The organism is Staphylococcus sp. GDY8P196P, assembly GCF_017891705.1.
In the GTDB taxonomy this organism is placed as follows: domain Bacteria; phylum Bacillota; class Bacilli; order Staphylococcales; family Staphylococcaceae; genus Staphylococcus; species Staphylococcus ureilyticus.
Genome location: NZ_JAESJS010000003.1, coordinates 176,726 through 195,700, shown reverse-complemented (window position 1 = coordinate 195,700; position 18,975 = coordinate 176,726). Strand labels below are relative to the sequence as shown.

General features: G+C 32.3%; 13 protein-coding genes. 2 read left to right on the top strand and 11 right to left on the bottom strand.

Annotated elements, in window-relative coordinates; translation table 11 throughout:
• Positions 1-109: 109 nt before the first annotated feature.
• The 9 genes from KA814_RS00935 to KA814_RS00895 all read right to left on the bottom strand — a co-directional run bounded on the left by KA814_RS00935 (position 110) and on the right by KA814_RS00895 (position 13,934).
• Positions 110-1,669, bottom strand: a complete 1,560-nt coding sequence (locus tag KA814_RS00935) for a BCCT family transporter (protein ID WP_046206742.1) — start codon at positions 1,667-1,669, stop codon at positions 110-112.
• Between the two features lie 165 nt (positions 1,670-1,834).
• Entirely contained in the window at positions 1,835-2,368 is a 534-nt protein-coding gene (locus KA814_RS00930; protein ID WP_046206741.1) for a methylated-DNA--[protein]-cysteine S-methyltransferase, read from the bottom strand.
• 271 nt (positions 2,369-2,639) lie between these two features.
• Complete coding sequence (locus KA814_RS00925; protein ID WP_064209248.1) at positions 2,640-4,025, bottom strand: MFS transporter; 1,386 nt, start codon at positions 4,023-4,025, stop codon at positions 2,640-2,642.
• A 214-nt stretch (positions 4,026-4,239) separates the two neighbouring features.
• Positions 4,240-4,932 carry an alpha/beta hydrolase gene (locus tag KA814_RS00920; protein WP_210122643.1) on the bottom strand — a complete coding sequence of 231 codons (693 nt, stop codon included), beginning with the start codon at positions 4,930-4,932 and terminating at the stop codon, positions 4,240-4,242.
• 45 nt (positions 4,933-4,977) lie between these two features.
• On the bottom strand, positions 4,978-5,442 hold the full coding sequence (locus KA814_RS00915) for a hypothetical protein (protein ID WP_064209246.1): 465 nt from the start codon (positions 5,440-5,442) through the stop codon (positions 4,978-4,980).
• Positions 5,443-5,771: 329 nt separating this feature from the next.
• Positions 5,772-6,947, bottom strand: coding sequence for a M20 family metallopeptidase (locus KA814_RS00910; protein WP_064209399.1), 1,176 nt, complete (start codon positions 6,945-6,947; stop codon positions 5,772-5,774).
• Positions 6,948-7,023: 76 nt separating this feature from the next.
• Positions 7,024-8,421, bottom strand: coding sequence for an MFS transporter (locus KA814_RS00905; protein ID WP_064209245.1), 1,398 nt, complete (start codon positions 8,419-8,421; stop codon positions 7,024-7,026).
• 335 nt (positions 8,422-8,756) lie between these two features.
• Positions 8,757-11,039 carry a transcriptional regulator AryK gene (gene aryK, locus KA814_RS00900; protein WP_064209244.1) on the bottom strand — a complete coding sequence of 761 codons (2,283 nt, stop codon included), beginning with the start codon at positions 11,037-11,039 and terminating at the stop codon, positions 8,757-8,759.
• Between the two features lie 357 nt (positions 11,040-11,396).
• Positions 11,397-13,934, bottom strand: a complete 2,538-nt coding sequence (locus KA814_RS00895) for an MMPL family transporter (protein ID WP_064209243.1) — start codon at positions 13,932-13,934, stop codon at positions 11,397-11,399.
• A 148-nt stretch (positions 13,935-14,082) separates the two neighbouring features.
• Here KA814_RS00895 and KA814_RS00890 point away from each other — a divergent pair, with 148 nt between their 5' ends.
• Entirely contained in the window at positions 14,083-14,637 is a 555-nt protein-coding gene (locus tag KA814_RS00890; protein WP_064209242.1) for a TetR/AcrR family transcriptional regulator, read from the top strand.
• A 108-nt stretch (positions 14,638-14,745) separates the two neighbouring features.
• On the opposite strand, the gene pruA is transcribed toward KA814_RS00890, so the two are convergent.
• The gene (gene pruA / locus KA814_RS00885) at positions 14,746-16,290 is read right to left on the bottom strand and encodes an L-glutamate gamma-semialdehyde dehydrogenase (RefSeq protein ID WP_064209241.1); all 1,545 of its coding nucleotides are present in this window, start codon (positions 16,288-16,290) and stop codon (positions 14,746-14,748) included.
• 343 nt (positions 16,291-16,633) lie between these two features.
• On the bottom strand, positions 16,634-17,065 hold the full coding sequence (locus KA814_RS00880; RefSeq protein ID WP_064209240.1) for a DUF4064 domain-containing protein: 432 nt from the start codon (positions 17,063-17,065) through the stop codon (positions 16,634-16,636).
• Between the two features lie 172 nt (positions 17,066-17,237).
• On the opposite strand from KA814_RS00880, the gene KA814_RS00875 reads away from it, so the two are divergent.
• Positions 17,238-18,932, top strand: coding sequence for a BCCT family transporter (locus KA814_RS00875; RefSeq protein ID WP_210122642.1), 1,695 nt, complete (start codon positions 17,238-17,240; stop codon positions 18,930-18,932).
• The last annotated feature ends 43 nt before the right edge of the window (positions 18,933-18,975 follow it).

Here is an 18,975-nt window from a genome sequence, read left to right as displayed (position 1 = left end):
ACTTACGGGTCTTTTTATATAAAAGAAAGAGGATGCCTTTTACTTCACTTACATAAAGGCATCCTCTTTTATCATATTAAAGTCACTATGTTGAAATTTCCTATAAGAATTAATCACGATTTGTTTCGTTTAAATCTTGTGTTTCAATCTCTCTTTTGGGTTGTAACGATAACCCTAAATATTTACGCTCTTCATTTCCATCTTTATATAAGGAAATCATCATTAATATAACGACAAAACTAAACGGTAAAGCAGAAATAATTGCCGCTGATTGTAATGCATCTAGTCCAGTATCACCACCAGCTAATAATAATACGTAAGCGATAGCTGCTAATGCAAGTCCCCATACAATTTTGATAAATCCTGAAGGATTCAAAGTACCATATGCAGTTTGCATACCTAGAACAAAGGTTGCAGAGTCTGCAGAAGTGATAAAGAATGAAGCAATTAATGCTAACGCAATAATTGATAATACAAAACCAAATGGTAACTCATTAAAAATACCGAACAATTGCGTTTCTGGTGGCATTTTAAATATCTCGCTATGAGCTTGTCCAACATCTATGCCAGTTACACCAAAAGCACTAAACCAAATAATACTAATCACAACGGGTACGCCTAATACGGCAATTACAAATTCGCGAATACTACGACCTTTTGAGATTCTCGCAATAAATATACCCACGAATGGACTCCAACTCATCCACCAGCCCCAATAATAAATCGTCCAACTTTTCAACCACTCAGCTTTTTGTTCATTTAATGGTGCTACATCTAAACTATTAAAAATCAGTGAATTAAGGTAATCACCAGTACCGCTTGTCATCATATTTAATATCAATACGGTTGGTCCTACAATAAAGATAACAATAAGCAACAATGCTGCTAAAAACATATTTAAATTACTTAAATATTGGATACCTTTACTCAAGCCACTCCATGCACTATATAAAAATAATACGGTAACTACAGCAATAATAATTCCTTGAACAACAGAGTTATTCGGCACACCAAATAAATAATTTAAACCACCGTTTATCTGTATTGCCCCTACACCTAAAGAAACCGCAACACCAATAATAGTTGCAAATACCGCTAAAACATCAACAATGACACCAATTGGGCCATCTACTCTATCGCCCAACACTGGTCTTAGCGTTCTAGAAATTAAGCCATTTTCTCCTTTACGAAATTGAGAATATGCCAAACCTAATGCCACTACGCCATAAACTGCCCAAGGATGAAATCCATAATCAATAAATGAAGACCTAAAGGCTTGTGCCATCGCTTCTTTCGTTTCAGGATCTGCTGTTGGCGGTGCTAAATAATGTGATATCGGTTCTGAAGAACCATAAAACACTAAACCTATGCCCATACCTGCACTGAATAACATCGCTAACCAAGATACTGTATGAAATTCCGGTTTATCTGTCGGTTTGCCTAATTTCAATTTTCCAATAGGACTGAATACTAAAAATACACAAAAACCTAAAATTACTGTATACAGTAACATATAATACCAACCAAACGTTTTCGTCACCCAAGAAGAAATAACACCAGTAATTTCTCCAAATTTAGCTGGAAAAATAGCTCCAATAACTACTAATAAGCCTACGACTAGTGCTGAATAAATAAACACACTAGAAAACGACTTTTTTGTATTATCCAAATTTTCCACCCCTCTAATAATAATAAAAAAGACGTTTTATAGGATAACACACTGAGCAAGAGAAACAACTTTATATTTTCAGAAAATTTTATTGATAAAAAATACAAAATGTATAAGATAATAATATTTATTTACAATAATTTTCAGTCATGCGCAAATTTACGCTTAAGGTTTCGTACTATATTTTGGTCTGTAAAGCGGTTGCATATCTACTTTTTCCAATTTCAACAACTCTATTTTTGTATCAATGCCACCACCGTATCCAGTAAGACTGCCGTTTTTTCCAACGACTCTATGACATGGAATTATAATAGAAATCGGATTTGTACCAACCGCACCACCAACTGCTTGTGAAGACATATTTGGCTTATTTCTTTTAATACCTATTTCTTTAGCAATTTCACCATAAGTAACAGTCTCTCCATATGGTATTTTCAATAAAACATCCCAAACTTGCTCTCTAAATTCGGTTCCTATAGGTTTCAGTGCAAAATCAATTTTCGGGTTATTTCCTGAAAAATATTTATCGAGCCAACTAATAACTTTTTCAAAAACTGGTAATTCCGCTTCTGTTAATGCCTCGTCATAATTTGATTCGAAATCATCGTGTTTCGGTAACCACAAGCCTGTAATTGCTTCACCATCTGACGTAAGTGCAATCCGACCAATCGGTGACTCATAATATGTTTTATAGTGCATCATACCACTTCTTTCTAGTATATTTTGTGATTATCATAATCCTTTTATATTTTAATGTAAAATAGATACAGTTGATACAAGTCATGATAGAAAAACACGGTAATCGCGCTTTAAGTCATTGTGTAGCAACAAGATTAGTTATACTTATTAACAACATTTTGTCATGATATATATTCCTCATAATCACTCCATTTCACATGTTTAGTAAAAAAAGGCGTGGAACGAATCATAATATCAGACTCAACCTAGCGATTAATAAACGAAATACCCTTCACTGACTCACTTTCCGTGTTGGTATAACAAGTGCACTTGCTAATACACCACATAATACTAAACAAGTCCCCATGATAAAACCTACACCCGCTGCAATGTGTATGCTATGACCACTTTGAATTATACCAGTAAAAATAGAAGTCATAATTGCTATACCGAATGCACCGCCTAATGTAGATCCCATTTTAAAAATCCCTGAAGCAACACCTACTTTTTCCGGTGGAGTCGTAGAAACCGCCGTACTTAAAGCTGGTGTCGCAAATAATCCTGTACCGCCACCAAAACATATAGCACCAATTAGCGCTACAACAACATAAAGCGTAGTATCAAAAAATGTCAAACTGAACATTAATACACCTAAGCCAGTAAATATTGGGCCAATAATCATTGCGCGTTTTGCACCAAATCTTTTAATACTCTTCTCACCTAAGCGAATGACTAGCAATAATGAAATTAAATAAGGTAAAGTTAACAATCCTGCTTGGAAAGCTGTTAATTTCAAGCCGGATTGTACGTACATATTTAATAAAGCAATCACACCTACACCGGTATTCAATAAAAAGTTAGCTAAAACGGCACCAATATAAGGCCTATTTTTAAATAAATCTAAATCGATAAACGGCACCTTTTTGACACGTTCTACTTTGAAAAATATGTATATACAAATTAAAAATATGACAAATAAGATTACTGTTACAGCATTTAACCAACCTATTTTATAGCCTTGCGTGATGACAAAACTAATGCTACCAATCATAATAATAAAAATGATTAAACCGATATAATCAAACGGGCTCGTTTCTGCTTTATTAATCCGACTTTCTGGTAATTTACGCAGTAAAACTAAAGCTACGATTGATAATATGATCGATAATATAAAAATAGACTGCCAAAAAATAAATGTAGCCAGTGCTCCTGCAAAAAAGGAAGATAACCCAGTACCACCAAATGCACCGATTGACCAAAAACTGAGTGCTTTTTGTCTATCATCACCGTCAAAAAAATCATTCACTATAGAAATTGTGGCTGGCATGATAATCGCTGCAGAAAGTCCCTGTACAATACGACCAAGTAGTAGCATTACAACATTTCCTGAAACAATCAACATCAAAGAACCAACAATACTTAACACTAAAGCAATTCTCGTCAATTTCACTTTACCAAATTTATCTGATATATTCCCAGCTACTACCATAAATACACCTGTTACAAATGAGGTTAGACTCACTGAAATATTTACGATATCCGGACTCGCATCAAAAGTAGTTTGTATTTTAGGTCCAATATTTAAAAATGCTTGGGCAAATAACCAGTATGTTAATATAGATAAAACAATGCCAGTTAATAACTTACTACCTGAAACTTTTTCTATTTTCACTGTCATAAAAACATCCCCTATTTCAATGTTAATAACGATATATTCATTCATGTATTTTACAAATCTGAAAATTGCAATCAGTGATAATACAATTTATAAAAATACATATAACTAAAATATTACCATTGTTTTATTGAAAAGGGGGTTATTGACCGCAGATTATTATGAATTTTCTGATAATTTAAACTAAATACTTAATTTTTTCCTAAAATTGACAATATCAAAATAATTTCTTAATTGCTTTAGCAAAATAGCTTTTAAAATACAATACATTGTGTTTACCGTTCCTATTAGTAGTATAATAAAATATTGCTTTGTCAGAAAACAGTAATTCACTTAATATATCTACAGCGAATTCTGTTCGAACAAACATCTCTTGTTTCATGCTAAATTGTTGTTGTCCTTCGAGCGCTCCGACATACCAATAAATTTGTTTGTCATCTTTAATAACGGTTTGTTGTTTCATAAACTGTACAAATCCTGGGTACCATACAGAAGGTGATATTAATATGTAGCTGCCAAAATTTTCTGGACTTTTAAATAATGTATACAAAGCAAGTAATCCACCTAGTGAAGCGCCAGCTATACAGATATCTTCGTTTCTTTGTGATATATTAAAACATTTTCTTAAATAAGGAAGCAAATGCTTAGTCATCCATAAAATATAAGTATCCGCTTCCCCTTTATAATGAACCCCATCTACAACCGTTTCCCATGGGCTATAATCCTGATTTCTATTGTTGGACTGTACTCCAACCAATATCATATCTCGCTCAATATCTTTAAATAACTCGTCTCCATCTTGCATTAATATAAGTGAATAACCACTTTCTTTTGCTTCATCGTATGCTTTGGGCAATTTCACAAAAATATCATGTTGTTGAAAATGAATTTTAAATGTTCCAATATTCATTTTAATCACCACTTTCTCAGCAGTTCAAATACACATAGATTTTAACTAAGAAAAATTAAATAAGTTTATTTTATTTTTCTTAGCATATTCTAATGCTAAAATTTCTAAAATATTGATAAAAGCTAAATTATCTTTAACCTTAATGTATTGAAACTTTAAATTTTTTTCACTTGCCTTAATATTTTTCATTTCTGCTTCATCTAAACCATGATGCGCTAAATACGCTTTTCTAAATTTTGCAGTACCAGCGTCTGAAGCTGAATTAAATTGGCCTAATTTATCAGATAAATCTTTTTGTGTAAATTTAAAACCAGTCATAAATCCACCAGCTTGCCCAACAAATATTGGTTTTTTATTTTCAAAAATTACAAAAACACCTTTTTGTTCTGCGACTTTACTTCTACTTTCATTATCAAAACTCAGTGCGTTTGCTTTATCATACTTAAATAATTTCTTTAATTGCTTTTGATAATCATCTAACAGGGCGTTTATTTTTTTCTCGCCATTCAATGTAATCATTCCTTTCTTTTTTTCAATTTACATATACACTAAATGACCTAATATTAAACCTTTTGTTATCATGATCACTTTTTTAATTAGCGAAAAACCTCATTAGTTATTTAATGTAATTTTATTTTTGTCCTATATCAACGTGTGATTTATACAACAAAAAAACAGGTGTATACGTATGGTTGGTTTATCAAGTAATAAACCTCGTATGCGCCTGTTTTTTATTTATAAATATTAATTAGGTTTATAACACTAATCAATATTCTACTATCGTAAATCATGTATTCTACTGCAATAGAAATGTATGGTAGCTTTCATAATTAATTGTATTATTTAAGATAATTTAATACTGTTAGTCCTACTGCTTCTGCAGAAACTCGCATTGAACTTTCACTGATATTAAATTTAGGATGATGGTGGGGATGGATTTCACCATTTTCTGGTGCAGCACCAGCATAAATAAATGTGCCTGGAATTGTTTTTGCATAGTAAGCAAAATCTTCTGAAGGCGGTTGTGGTTCACATCTTTCAACATTTTTAATGGCATCAGTATCCGCTTCTTTTATTGTGTCTACAACAAATTTTGTAAACTCAGGATCATTGTACAATGCTGGGTAATCATCATGGTAGTCTAATTCACATTTGACACCAAACATCGCTTCCAATCCATCTGACAAACGCGTCACTTCTTTTTTAATTGTGTTTTTAGTATCATCTGTTAACGCACGTACGTCACCTTCTATTTCAACACTATCTTTAATCACATTGAATTGTCCTTTACCATCAAATGAACCTATGGTAACAACACCTGTTTCAAATGGATTTAAGCGTCTGGAAACAACGGTCTGTAAAGCATTTACAAAATATGCACCTGCTACAATACTATCATTTGCTGTATGTGGAGAAGAGCCATGTCCGCCTTGACCATTGACTTTAAGCTTAAAGAAGTCACGCCCAGTTTGTACATTTCCTTCTCGATAATAGATATTACCTGCAGGCATATGACTCATGACGTGAACACCTAGTACGTGATCAACACCATCTAAAACACCATCTTTAATCATTGACTGAGCACCACCAGGAGGTACTTCTTCGGCAGGTTGATGTATAACAACCACTTTACCATTAAATTGGTCTTTCATTTCAATAAGTGTCTCTGCAAGAATCAACATATATGCAGTATGTGCATCATGCCCACATGCGTGCATCACACCATCATTTTTAGAAGAAAATGCTAGACCCGTATCTTCTTGAATTGGTAAAGCATCGAAGTCAGCACGAATTGCGATTGTCTTACCTGGTTTACCGCTATCTATAATAACTTTCAAACCATTTGGTCCTACATTCGTTTCAACCTTACAATCTTTACCTTCATAAAACGACTCTATATACTTAGGTGTTTCTTTTTCACAAAATGATAGTTCTGGGTGTTGATGTAAGTATCGACGTATCTCAATCATACGTGCTTCTTTTTCTTTCAATTTTTCAATCAGTTGTTTCATGATAATCATTCCTCCAATGAAATATACGATACCTTAATGTCATTATATACTTTTCAAATGACAACGTTGTAATATTGAATTATGCTTTATTTTGTTTCTTAAATGATGGCACAGCTAAAAGAATAATAACGAATGAAAGCAATGCCATTAATACATTTAGCCATAAACCAGCCATCGCTCCAAATTTCACATTTGTAGCTTCTGTAACAACGCCATATAATGCTCCTGATAAAGCTATACCAAACGCACCACCTAATGAGGAAGCCATTTTATAAATACCCGAAGCTACACCAACTTTATCTTCAGGAGAATTAGATATCGCCATATCTGTAGAAGGTGTCGCATAAAAACCTAATCCTAATCCATATAGTAAATAACCTATGATACATACTACGACATATAGTGCGCTTGGCAAAAATGTAAATGATATTAAAATAATACCAACCATATTAAATGTTGTACCTAACAACATCGGTTTTTTAGCACCCACTTTTTGTAAAACTTTTTCACCGACTCTAATCATCAACAATACAGTAACCAAATATGTAATCGATAAAAGTCCTGTTTGGAATGCGTTGAAACCTATACCTTTTTGAACGAATGTATTGGCTACCAGCAAGGCACCTGCAACACCATTAAGTAAGAAATTGGATAATGTCGCGCCTGTATAAGCTTTATTTTTAAATAATTTAAAATCAATTAATGGATTATGCTTTTTGTTTTCAACTATGACAAAAGCTATAGTTGTGATAATAAATACAATAAGCAATCCTATTATTATAGGTGAAAGCATGCCAAATGTACCACTTTGCGTAATCACGACATTAATACTTAACATCATAACTACAAAAAGAATTAGCCCAGTAAAGTCAAATTTCAAGTTTGTTGTACTATCAGATTTCGTTTCCGGTGTCCCTTTTATTAATAACATTGCAATTAGTGCAACAATGATAGATAAAATAAAAATCCATCTCCAACCAATAAAAGTTGAAACCATACCACCGAATAAGGATGCTAAACCTGAGCCACCCCATGAACCAATCGACCAATAACTCAGTGCACGCTGTCTATCCTTACCTTCAAAATATGTCTTCATAATTGCTAAAGTTGAAGGCATGATTGCTGCTGCTGATAAACCTTGAATTACCCTTCCTATGATAAGTAGTATTGGTAGATTACTAATTATAATCAATAAAGAACCAATGATACTTAACCATAAACCAAAATATGTTATTCTCACACGTCCTACTTTATCCGCTAGACTTCCTGCACCAACAACAAACATCCCTGAGAATAATGCTGTAATACTAACAGCAATACTGATTGTACCAATATTACTATTAAATGATTGTTGTAACGTAGGAACTACGTTTAATAAAGATTGCGCAAATAACCAAAAAGTGACAACCCCTAATACAATACCTAATATTAATTTGTTGTCACCTTGATAACTCTTCGTATTTCCCTGTTGCGTCATTTGTTCATCCTCCTAAAATATTTTTAAAATGACAAATAGGGAAGATTAGCTTAGTTGGAAAATGTACTTATCTCTCGACATTTTCAATAAATCAATAAATGATACTTGCTATCCTCTCTATAAAATATAGTAGTCGGATATATTTTGCTAAAATATATAATAATTGTGGTTTTAGTATCGATTATTTTCTAAATAGCATTTGTGGTTTTAAATGACAAAAATGGACTATGCTATTTTTGTCATTTTGCATTTAACATTAAACAAATTTGATGACCATTTTATCGTCAAACATACTACTCAGCGAATCATATTGTATTTTTTCTCTATAAATATAATTAAAAGTATTTTTTAAATTCAATTATCTGTATGGCGTTGGTTTGTAATTTCAAATGATAAGATATCGTATCTACGACATCAACTTCACTGACATCTAATTTAGGGTAAGAGATTCTATTCACATAATTAATTGTTTCTATATCCATACCATGTTGTGTATTGTACTGTTGCCAAACTTGATAAAGCGCACCATTATTTTTATCTAGTGTTAAATGTTTTATCTTATATGATCCAGTAGTAGCATTTAATATATTGAGTTGATACTCTTTATGACTTAAATAATCTGTTTGTTCATTCGTCATATAATATGGATTGTAATGTTCTGCATCCCATATTACGATTTGAAAATGATCACTCTGTCCTACAACCATACAGTCTTCATTTTTAAAAAGTACTTGATTAAATAATTTTTTAAAAAACATACTTGTAAAAAATGCAGGTCTTTTTCCATCAAACTGATGATATAAATCAATACCATTTAATTCAGAAGTAACCTCATTTGAATTATATTGATGGTGTAATTCGTGATTGAGCCAATAGCCAATTGCGTTAATTTGATGATTCATATCAATCAATTGCTCAAATATGATACCTGCTCTAAAATATTCACCATTTGTAAGGCTTGTATTACCTGTTAAAGTGTTCCAATTAAGTAAGACAATTGAAACATCTTTTCCTTTTATATTAAATCGTTCAGTGATCTTATTATACTGTTCTATGATATGTCTTTTAGCTAAATCATACTGTTGACTTTCAATTGATTTGAAATTAATAATATCATTTTGGTTTGCGCTAAACGCTATACTATCAACATTTTCACTGGAACTATCCAAGATTTGTTGGGCAGTTGTCACTTCATTAATATCAGTGATATCCGTATTAAGTATAATCTGAGTATGTTCAAAGTATTCCTTAAATAACATTATTATTTTTAATAGCATATTGGCTTTTTTGCCCTTCAAGTAAATGACTAATTTGAATTGTTGTCTATTCGGCACAGTATTATAAATATGCTCTAATAAAAATCTTAATTCTTTTGTATATTCCGCAAATTGGGATGGTAATGTTGGAGGATCAATTTCAATTCCTAAACCTATGTGATGTTCAAATAAAAAACTTAAGCATTCATCTACTTTCATATAAGGATGCATAGTAGGAATGAGTTCATCACTTTCAATAACTTTATGATCAATGTAGCCTTTTAAAATAGGATCTTTAATCAAAACATGATCCAAGCCTAAAAATTGTTGCACTTCTATCAGTTGTTTTCTGTATCTTTGAAGACGCAATGTATCAAAACTACCAATTTGAATCACATGGTTATAATCTGATAAATCGTATGTTTGATCGTAATTCAATGTAATATCAATAACTTTTTGATTATAGGGGGATTGGATCATAGTACCTAGCGTTTGTTGTATATAAGAATTTAAATAGTATAGATACATTTGATAGTTTTCTGACTCAGTGGGTTTATCGGCGGTGCTCACTATATCTTCTACCTGATATTTTTTTCTATATTGCGAAGGCGTTAATGCTGTGTCTAATTTAAAATATTTCAACAGCATATTAGAGTTACTAAAGCCATTTTTAAAAGCAATTTGAGTGATAGCATCATCTGTTTGTATTAAGTCATTTTTACAATGTTCAATTCTAATATGGTTAACATAGTGATTGAAACCGATACCCATATGTTTTGTAAATAATTTAGACAAATATGTGTGACTTAAATGCACCTTTTCAGCTACTTCACTTAATGTGATTGGTTTGGTGAAATTTCTTTCAATATATTTACATACAAATGCTAGACGATGATCATTGACATGATGTTCATGATTTATATTTTCATAAGCTGGCAAATATCTAACAATCATAAACATTAAGTCAATTAACAGTTGTTCCATATATAATCTATAAAATTTACCTTTTCGAATATAGACGACACCTATCTTAGCCACAACATTCAGAATTTGTTGATAAATGACGTTTTGCAATGTCTGGGAATTTAAAATATATACTTTATCATTATAATCACTGATATATTGTTTTAAATACGATGCTTTCAAATGAATAGCGGTATATAAAGTGTCATCCTCCTCAATCAGTCGATAACGCTCTCGATGATTGATAATAAAAACATCACCTGCTTGAAATTTATGAATACTAGTCCCACTGACAAATTTTAATTTATTTTTTAATACGAGAACGATACGTACACCATCATTAAAATTAAATACTGAATTATTGCTTGGATTAAATTCGATATCATAAAATTTTTCCATAACACACCTCTTTATTAAAATATATTTTAATAAAATAAGTGCATATTTGCTATTTTGATTTTAATTTGTCGTTAATTGGACAAAAATCTACCTATCTTCAAATAAAGTCTCTGATTTTGTTGACGGTCATTTATGTGCTTAATATATCTTGCTAATTTATGGATATGCTAAAACGATGTTAAAGTGTGTTAAACTGGTATGCTTTAACACTTCAAGTGAAGTAGGTACAGAATCGAACGATACTCCAACAGACTTTTAAAAAAACTTTAGCTCTAGGAATATTATAAATAAAAAAAATACTAATCCGTACACAACGGATTAGTATTTTTCTGGGAACAGTGTTAATTCCCGGAATTTTTACTTTTTATTAATTGTTTTTTCAATTAGTTCATTTAAATGTCGAATGTTTTCACTTTGTTGTGCTAATAGCTTAACAATTTCATCATCTTCACGGCCACGCGTATTTTCGTTTTTATTCTCTACGTGTGTAGCGAAGGATGTTGATTGTTCACTATCATTTTGCGACTGTGCTAAATCTTTTTTATATGATTTTAAAGCTTCATATAAAAATGCACGTTGCGTTGTTTGTTGTGCAATTTCGTTATATAACATTTTCGTTTTTTGATCCACAGGTATTGTATTATTTTCTTCATTATATGTGTTTTGTTGTTTGCGGATGCTAAATGTACGATCATAGCTATCATTACCTGCAGACTGATTGATATGTGCATAATTAGATGCTGGCATCTCACCCTGTAAGGCATGCCCTTCAATATCTACATGTGGTAATATTCGATTTAACCATGCAGGCATATACCAAGATGCTTTGCCAAATAATTGTGTCAATGCAGGAATCAGTAATAAACGTACGATAAATGCATCAAACAATATACCAAAGGCAAGTGATAATCCCATAGATTTAATCATCACATCATCTTGGAAGACGAATGCAATAAACACACTAAACATTATAAGTGCTGCAGCAACAACGACTGGACCACTTTCTTTAATACCTACTTTTATCGCGTGCTCATTATTACCTGTTTTACTATACTCTTCATGAATACGGGACATAAGGAATACTTCGTAATCCATCGCCAAACCAAAGAGCAAGCCAATTGTAATAACTGGTAAGAATGCTAGTAATGGTCCCGTTGTATCTACGCCAAACAGTTCAGACATAAATCCTTCTTGCATTATTAAAGTCGTAAAGCCTAATGTTGCCACTAAAGAAAGGACGAAACCTAGAACTGCTTTTAGTGGAATAATGATAGAACGGAAGACAACCATTAATAGTACGAACGCTAATGCTACGATTACGCCAGCAAATAATGGGATAGCTTCATTTAGTTTTTGCGACATATCTATATTAATTACACTTTGTCCAGATACTTCAGTTTTGAAGTTATATTTGTCTCTCGCATCATCATTATAATCTCTCAAATCATGAACTAAATCATTGGTAGATTTAGCATTTGGACCTTTATCAGGAATTACCGCTACTAATGCATAATCTTTATTTTTGCTTAATTGTGGCGGTGCAACCATTTTCACATTATCCATATCTTTAATATCTTTGCTCAAGCTTTGTAAGTCTTTTTGCAACGCTTCAGGATTATCATTTTGATCTTTCACATTGACAAGCATTGCAATTTGACCATTATATCCTTCTCCAAACTTATCAGATACAATATCATATGCTTTTTTCTGAGTTGTATCCGCTGGTTTCATACCATCATCAGGTATACCTAAACGCATATCATTAATCGGTATAGCAGCTACAACTAAGATAATAAGTCCAATAAGCACTGCTGCAAGTGGTTTTCCAACTACAAATTTGGACCATTTCGTATCTACATCTCCCTCAAACTCAGTTTTCGTTTGTTTAGGATGAATTTGCTTATGGAAAATACTAATCAATGCTGGTAATAAAGTTAATGCACTAATCACTGCGACAAATACACTAATTGCAGAAGCGAAGCCCATTACGGCTAGGAAATCTATACCAACAAGTGATAATCCACAAACAGCAATAATGACTGTAACACCTGCAAAGATGACTGCACTACCTGCAGTTCCTACAGCTAAACCTATTGCTTTAATATGATTTGGTTCGCTTTTAACAATTTGACGATATCTAAATAAAATAAATAGTGCATAATCGATACCTACTGCTAAACCAATCATAACCGCTAATGTTAAAGTAACATTTGGAATATCAAATGCATACGTCAATAACGATATGATACCTACACCCGTGCCTAAACCAAGTAAAGCACTAATGATTGGCATACCTGCTGCAATAAACGATCCAAACGTAATTAGAAGTACAACAAATGCGACAATCACTCCGATTAATTCAGAAGAACCGCCAATTTCAGTCGATTCCATACCTGTACCCATCAGTTCTACTTGTACATTATGCTCATCTTCTAATTTTTCAACTTGGTCTTTCACTTTATCTTTTGAATCTTCTTTTAATGACGTTGCAGACACATCATAATTAATATCTGCGATGGCTGTCGATTTATCCTCACTGATTTGTTTATTGTCATAAGGGTCTGAGATATTTTTAATATCTCCATCATCATCTTTAATATCTTTCAATGTATCTTTGATATCTTTAGTCATATCTTGCTTCACTATGCCATTATCTGAATCACTTTTAAAGACTGCTCTAATTTGAGCTTTCTCACTGTCTTGCCCAAATTCGTCTTCTATTTTGTCATTCGTATCTAATGACTGTAAGCCATTCATAGTTATATCATTATCAAACTTAGGTGAACTTATTGTAAGCGGTATAATAATTGCTGCAAGAATAATCACCCAAGCAACAACACTCCACCATTTGTGCTTTGCAACAAATGAACCTAATTTGTATAAAAATTTCGCCAAACTATTGCCTCCTTAATTAATCAACGTTATAGTTTATACATATACTGTAGATTATTTCTATTGACATCTTATAATGATTTACCCTATTTAAAAAAGAACTAAATATCCAATTCCGTATATTTAAACTACAGATTAGGAGAATTGTAGAATGAATGAAAAAGATTTGCGTGTAATCAAAACAAAACGGGCATTATCTCAAAGCTTATATGTACTATTAGAAAAATATGCGTTTTCAACTATTTCTGTTAATCAAATTTGCAATGAAGCGTTAGTTCATCGTACAACCTTCTATAAGCATTTCTATGATAAATACGATTTACTTATTTATTTAATGACTTACTTAACTCAAGATTACTTTTCCACAGATATTAAAGATCGTATCAATAACCCTTTTACTAGCATGGAACAATCCGTCACACACATTGACGATTTTAGTAAAATAAAGCATAAACAAGAAGACGATAAAGAATTTGAACGTACAGTTGAAAATCATTTTATCCGTATACTGCAAAATGATATTAAAGCAAACGAACACCGTATAACGGTTGACCAAAGCGTTCCAATAGATTTAGTATTTTATGTTTACGGTGCGACTTTATACGGTTTTATGGAATGGATGCGTGAACATAATAGTAATATGTCGTATGAAGCCATTGATGCACTTTTTCATAAAATGATTAATATTCAAGTTAATGATGAATAAAAAGAAGCACTCAGATGAATTGAATAAATCATCTGAGTGCTATTTTTCTGGGATTTATCCCAGAGTCTTTATTTTACTAGAAATGTTATCCTAGCCGATTGTTAACAATTAAAACATTTCTGAAACAACTTTTTGTTCTAAGAAATGTAATAGATAATCTGGGCTACCTGTTTTTGCATCTGTACCAGACATTTTGAAACCACCAAAAGGATGATAACCAACAACCGCTGCAGTACAACCGCGGTTTAGGTATAAGTTACCAACGTCATATTCTTTAACAGCTTCAATCCAGTTTTCGCGATTATTAGTAATAACTGCACCTGTTAATCCATAATCTGTGTCATTAGCGATTTCTAATAACTCATTAAAATCTTTTCCTTTTACAAAACCAACAACAGGCCCAAAGATTTCTTCTTGCATGATTTGATCGCTTGATTTAAGTCCAGAGAAAATCGTAGGTTCAACAAAGTAACCAGTAGCACCATCTGTACCGCCACCTTGTTCTAACTTACCTTCTTTTTTACCAATTTCGATATAATTTTTAATTTTATCAAATTGTTTTTGGTTAATAACTGGTCCCATTGAAGTGTTATTTTCTGTATTTCCTAAAGTTAAATCTTGTGTAAGTTTAACTGCTTTTTCTAATACTTCATCATATACATCTTGATGAACAATCGCACGTGAACAAGCAGAACATTTTTGACCTGAGAAGCCAAACGCTGATGAAACAATAGATTCTGCTGCCAAGTCTGTATCGATCTCTTTGTCAACAACAATCGCATCTTTACCGCCCATCTCAGCGATAACACGTTTTAAAAATTGCTGTCCTTCTTGAACTTTTGCGGCTCTTTCAAAGATTCGTGTACCTGTTGCGCGTGAACCTGTAAACGTAACAAAGTGCGTATGAACACTATCAACAAGATAATCGCCAATTTCTTTTGGATCACCTGGTACAAAATTCACAACACCTTTTGGTAAACCTGCTTCTTCTAATACTTCCATTAATTTATACGCTGTTAACGGGGTATCTTCTGCAGGTTTTAAAAGAACTGTATTACCAGCAACAACTGGCGCTAAAGTAGTACCCGCCATAATTGCAAATGGGAAGTTCCATGGTGGGATTGTTACCCCAGTACCAATTGGTTTATAAAAATATTTATTGTGTTCGCCTTCTCTATCTAATACTGGTTTACCGTCTGCTAATTCCATCATTGATCTAGCATAATATTCGATAAAATCAATACCTTCAGCTGCGTCACCAACTGCTTCATCCCATGGTTTACCAGCTTCATACACCATCACTGCTGATATTTCTTCTTTGCGTCGTCTAATAATAGCTGCAACTCTAATTAAAAATTCAGCACGATCTCTGTGCGTCCAACGTTTCCAAGATTTATAAGCTTCATTAGCTGCATCAAAAGCTTTATCTACTTCTTTTGTTGTAGCTTTTGATACTTCAGCAATAACTTCAGAAGTGTTCGCAGGATTGATAGACTGAAATGTATCCTTAGTAAAAATTTTCTCCCCATTAATCACTAACGGAAGTTTTTGATTTAATTCACCTTTAACTTTCTTTAATGCTTCTTTGAATGATTCGACATTGTTATTATCAGTAAAGTCAATGCCTGGTTCATTTGTATAGTTGACAACCATTTTTTCTACCCCCATGTAAGTTTGTAAATAGAAAACTAAAATGGAAAAATTCCATTCTTATTTTCATTGTATAGGTATCACACAACAAATGCAATCGCTTACAATAACTTTTATAAAAATAAATCGTATTTTATGTCTAACTTTTACTTTTAAAAACTGTATTGCGCTTGATTTATATCGTTCAAGTGATTTCAAAAAACACTTTCTTTAAATTTTTTACATTTATGAACTTAAAGAAAGTGTTTAATTCGTATAATGTCACATTAAAATTGTTACAACGTCCATTCAATTCAACCATCGTTGAATAATGACATTTATCAAGTCAACAAACAATATTTAATTTTTATGTACTTTTTTGACTTTTATTATATTTATGTGGTTTTTTAACTAACAGTATGATGCCTGCAATTAGCCATAACAATGCTGTAAATATATTTAATGTAAACACACAGACAATTGCAAGTAATATAAATACAACACCTGCAGTTTTTGGTATCTTCTTGATTAATAAAACAAATATTAATGCTAAGATTGTCGTTACAATAACTAAGCCTAAAGCAACGATAAATAATTGACTAATACTATCTAATAATTGTGATGTTTCTGTTTGAGTTAAATTATCGCTAATAGCATCTTGATTTTTAAAAGAACCCATTAATGAACGTTTAAAACTCCGATCGTTTAAAAATGGTGCAGCAATAGCCATTAAAAAAATCAGTACAAATTGTATGAAAATTCCTAGCCAAATTAGTACTTTTTCCAAAGTACGTTTCATATGCAACCTCCTTTGCAATTTATAATTTTTCATATGTTCTATACCCACAAAAATATGAATCATGCAACGTCATCCATATTATAATATTCGCTAGCATTTTCAATGAATAGTGTCATTGTATTAGGGTAATTTCTTAATATAAATGAAAACAAAGGGATGATTTAACACTATTATGAGTGACAAAAATGCACACGACAGAAAGAAGAAACATAGAAATCTTGTTTATATGATATCTGTTGCAATTATTGTACTTATAACATTAATTGCAGGTATTTTCCCTAAAAGTTTTGGTAATCACGCACAACAAGTCTACGATTATATAGCAAATAGTTTTGGATGGCTGTTTTTAGTAATTATTTTTATTTTAGATATATTTTTAATTGCGTTAGCCATTTCACGTTATGGTCGCTTTAAATTGGGTGATGATAATGAAGCTCCTGAATTTTCTATGATGTCTTGGATTGGGATGCTCTTTTCTGCAGGTTTGGGTGTCGGCATTGTATTTTGGGGTGTAGCAGAACCATTAACGCATTATTTACACTCTCCATTTCCTGGAAAAACGCCAGACGCTTCATCAGAATCAGCGCGTGTTGCTATGGGCTATACTTTTTTTCATTGGGGTATTTCTCAATGGTCTATCTTCGCAATTGCCGGTTTAACAGTGGCGTACTTCCAATTTAGAAAAAAACGTGATGGTCTCATTTCAACGGCGATGGAACCTGTATTTGGTGAATCTTATAAACGACCATATCGAAATGTGATAGATGTATTAGCCATTATAGCTACAGTAATGGGGATTGCCACATCTATTGGTTTAGGTATTATGCAAATTAGTGGTGGTCTACAACATGTCTTTAACGTTCCTAACAATAATGTTACCAAAATATCAATCACTATTTTAATGGTAGGTATTTTTTTAACATCAGCGATTACTGGTTTAAATAGAGGTGTAAAATGGTTAAGTAATATCAATATTGGCTTAGGCGCAATATTACTTATCTTCATGTTTATTTTTGGTGATTTTAAATTTATTTTAGAATCTTATACATTAGCAATCGGTGATTATCTACGTCATTTCATTGAATATAGTTTACGCATCAGCCCATATACAGGCGATAACAGTTGGATACAACAATGGACTGTTTTCTATTGGGCATGGGTTATATCTTGGTCACCATTTATTGGTGGTTTCGTAGCTCGTGTCTCTCGCGGTAGAACGATTAGAAAATTTGTTATTGGTGTATTAATTATCCCACCTTTAATTTCATTTACTTGGATAGCTGGATTTGGTGGTACAGCTGTTAAAATAGCATTGAATGGTAACGACAATATCGCTAATATTGTCGACAAGGATTATACTGTTGCTCTTTTTGAATTATTATCCAAATTTCCTATCGCTGACATCACAAGTGCATTAGCAATCGCACTTATCTTTATATTTATTATTACAAGTGCTGATTCTACTACACATATTGTTGCGGGTATGGCAACTGGTGGTATTGCTAATCCTAAAATCAAACATAAAATTATTTGGGGCATATTAATTGGTGCTATATCTGTTTCTATGACAATTGCAGGTGGTTTAACGAGTTTACAAACTGCCTCAGTTGTAACAGGTCTACCATTTTCAATTATTTTATTACTCATGATTTTTTCTCTAATGCGTGCATTGAGAAGAGAACCAACGGAACACTTTAAAATGACCTACATCAATGATGATAAAGATTATTCTATACCACTAGAAGAACGCGAAACAAATCATTTAGAAACCGATGAGGATTCCCCGATAGAAGAAAATGAACCAAGTAATCATAACGATAATGGCAAAAACCATGATAATAAAGATACCAAAAACAAAGATGATTAATCTATCATACTGTTTAAACTCATCCAGCTGACCCAATAAATTA

What these genes read in the sequence shown, in the direction of transcription:
- KA814_RS00930 (WP_046206741.1), bottom strand. Translation starts at nt 2,368, where the DNA reads ATGCACTATAAAACATATTATGAGTCACCGATTGGTCGGATTGCACTT.
- KA814_RS00925 (WP_064209248.1), bottom strand. Translation starts at nt 4,025, where the DNA reads ATGACAGTGAAAATAGAAAAAGTTTCAGGTAGTAAGTTATTAACTGGC.
- KA814_RS00920 (WP_210122643.1), bottom strand. Translation starts at nt 4,932, where the DNA reads ATGAATATTGGAACATTTAAAATTCATTTTCAACAACATGATATTTTT.
- KA814_RS00905 (WP_064209245.1), bottom strand. Translation starts at nt 8,421, where the DNA reads ATGACGCAACAGGGAAATACGAAGAGTTATCAAGGTGACAACAAATTA.
- aryK (WP_064209244.1), bottom strand. Translation starts at nt 11,039, where the DNA reads ATGGAAAAATTTTATGATATCGAATTTAATCCAAGCAATAATTCAGTA.
- KA814_RS00890 (WP_064209242.1), top strand. Translation starts at nt 14,083, where the DNA reads ATGAATGAAAAAGATTTGCGTGTAATCAAAACAAAACGGGCATTATCT.
- pruA (WP_064209241.1), bottom strand. Translation starts at nt 16,290, where the DNA reads ATGGTTGTCAACTATACAAATGAACCAGGCATTGACTTTACTGATAAT.
- KA814_RS00880 (WP_064209240.1), bottom strand. Translation starts at nt 17,065, where the DNA reads ATGAAACGTACTTTGGAAAAAGTACTAATTTGGCTAGGAATTTTCATA.
- KA814_RS00875 (WP_210122642.1), top strand. Translation starts at nt 17,238, where the DNA reads ATGAGTGACAAAAATGCACACGACAGAAAGAAGAAACATAGAAATCTT.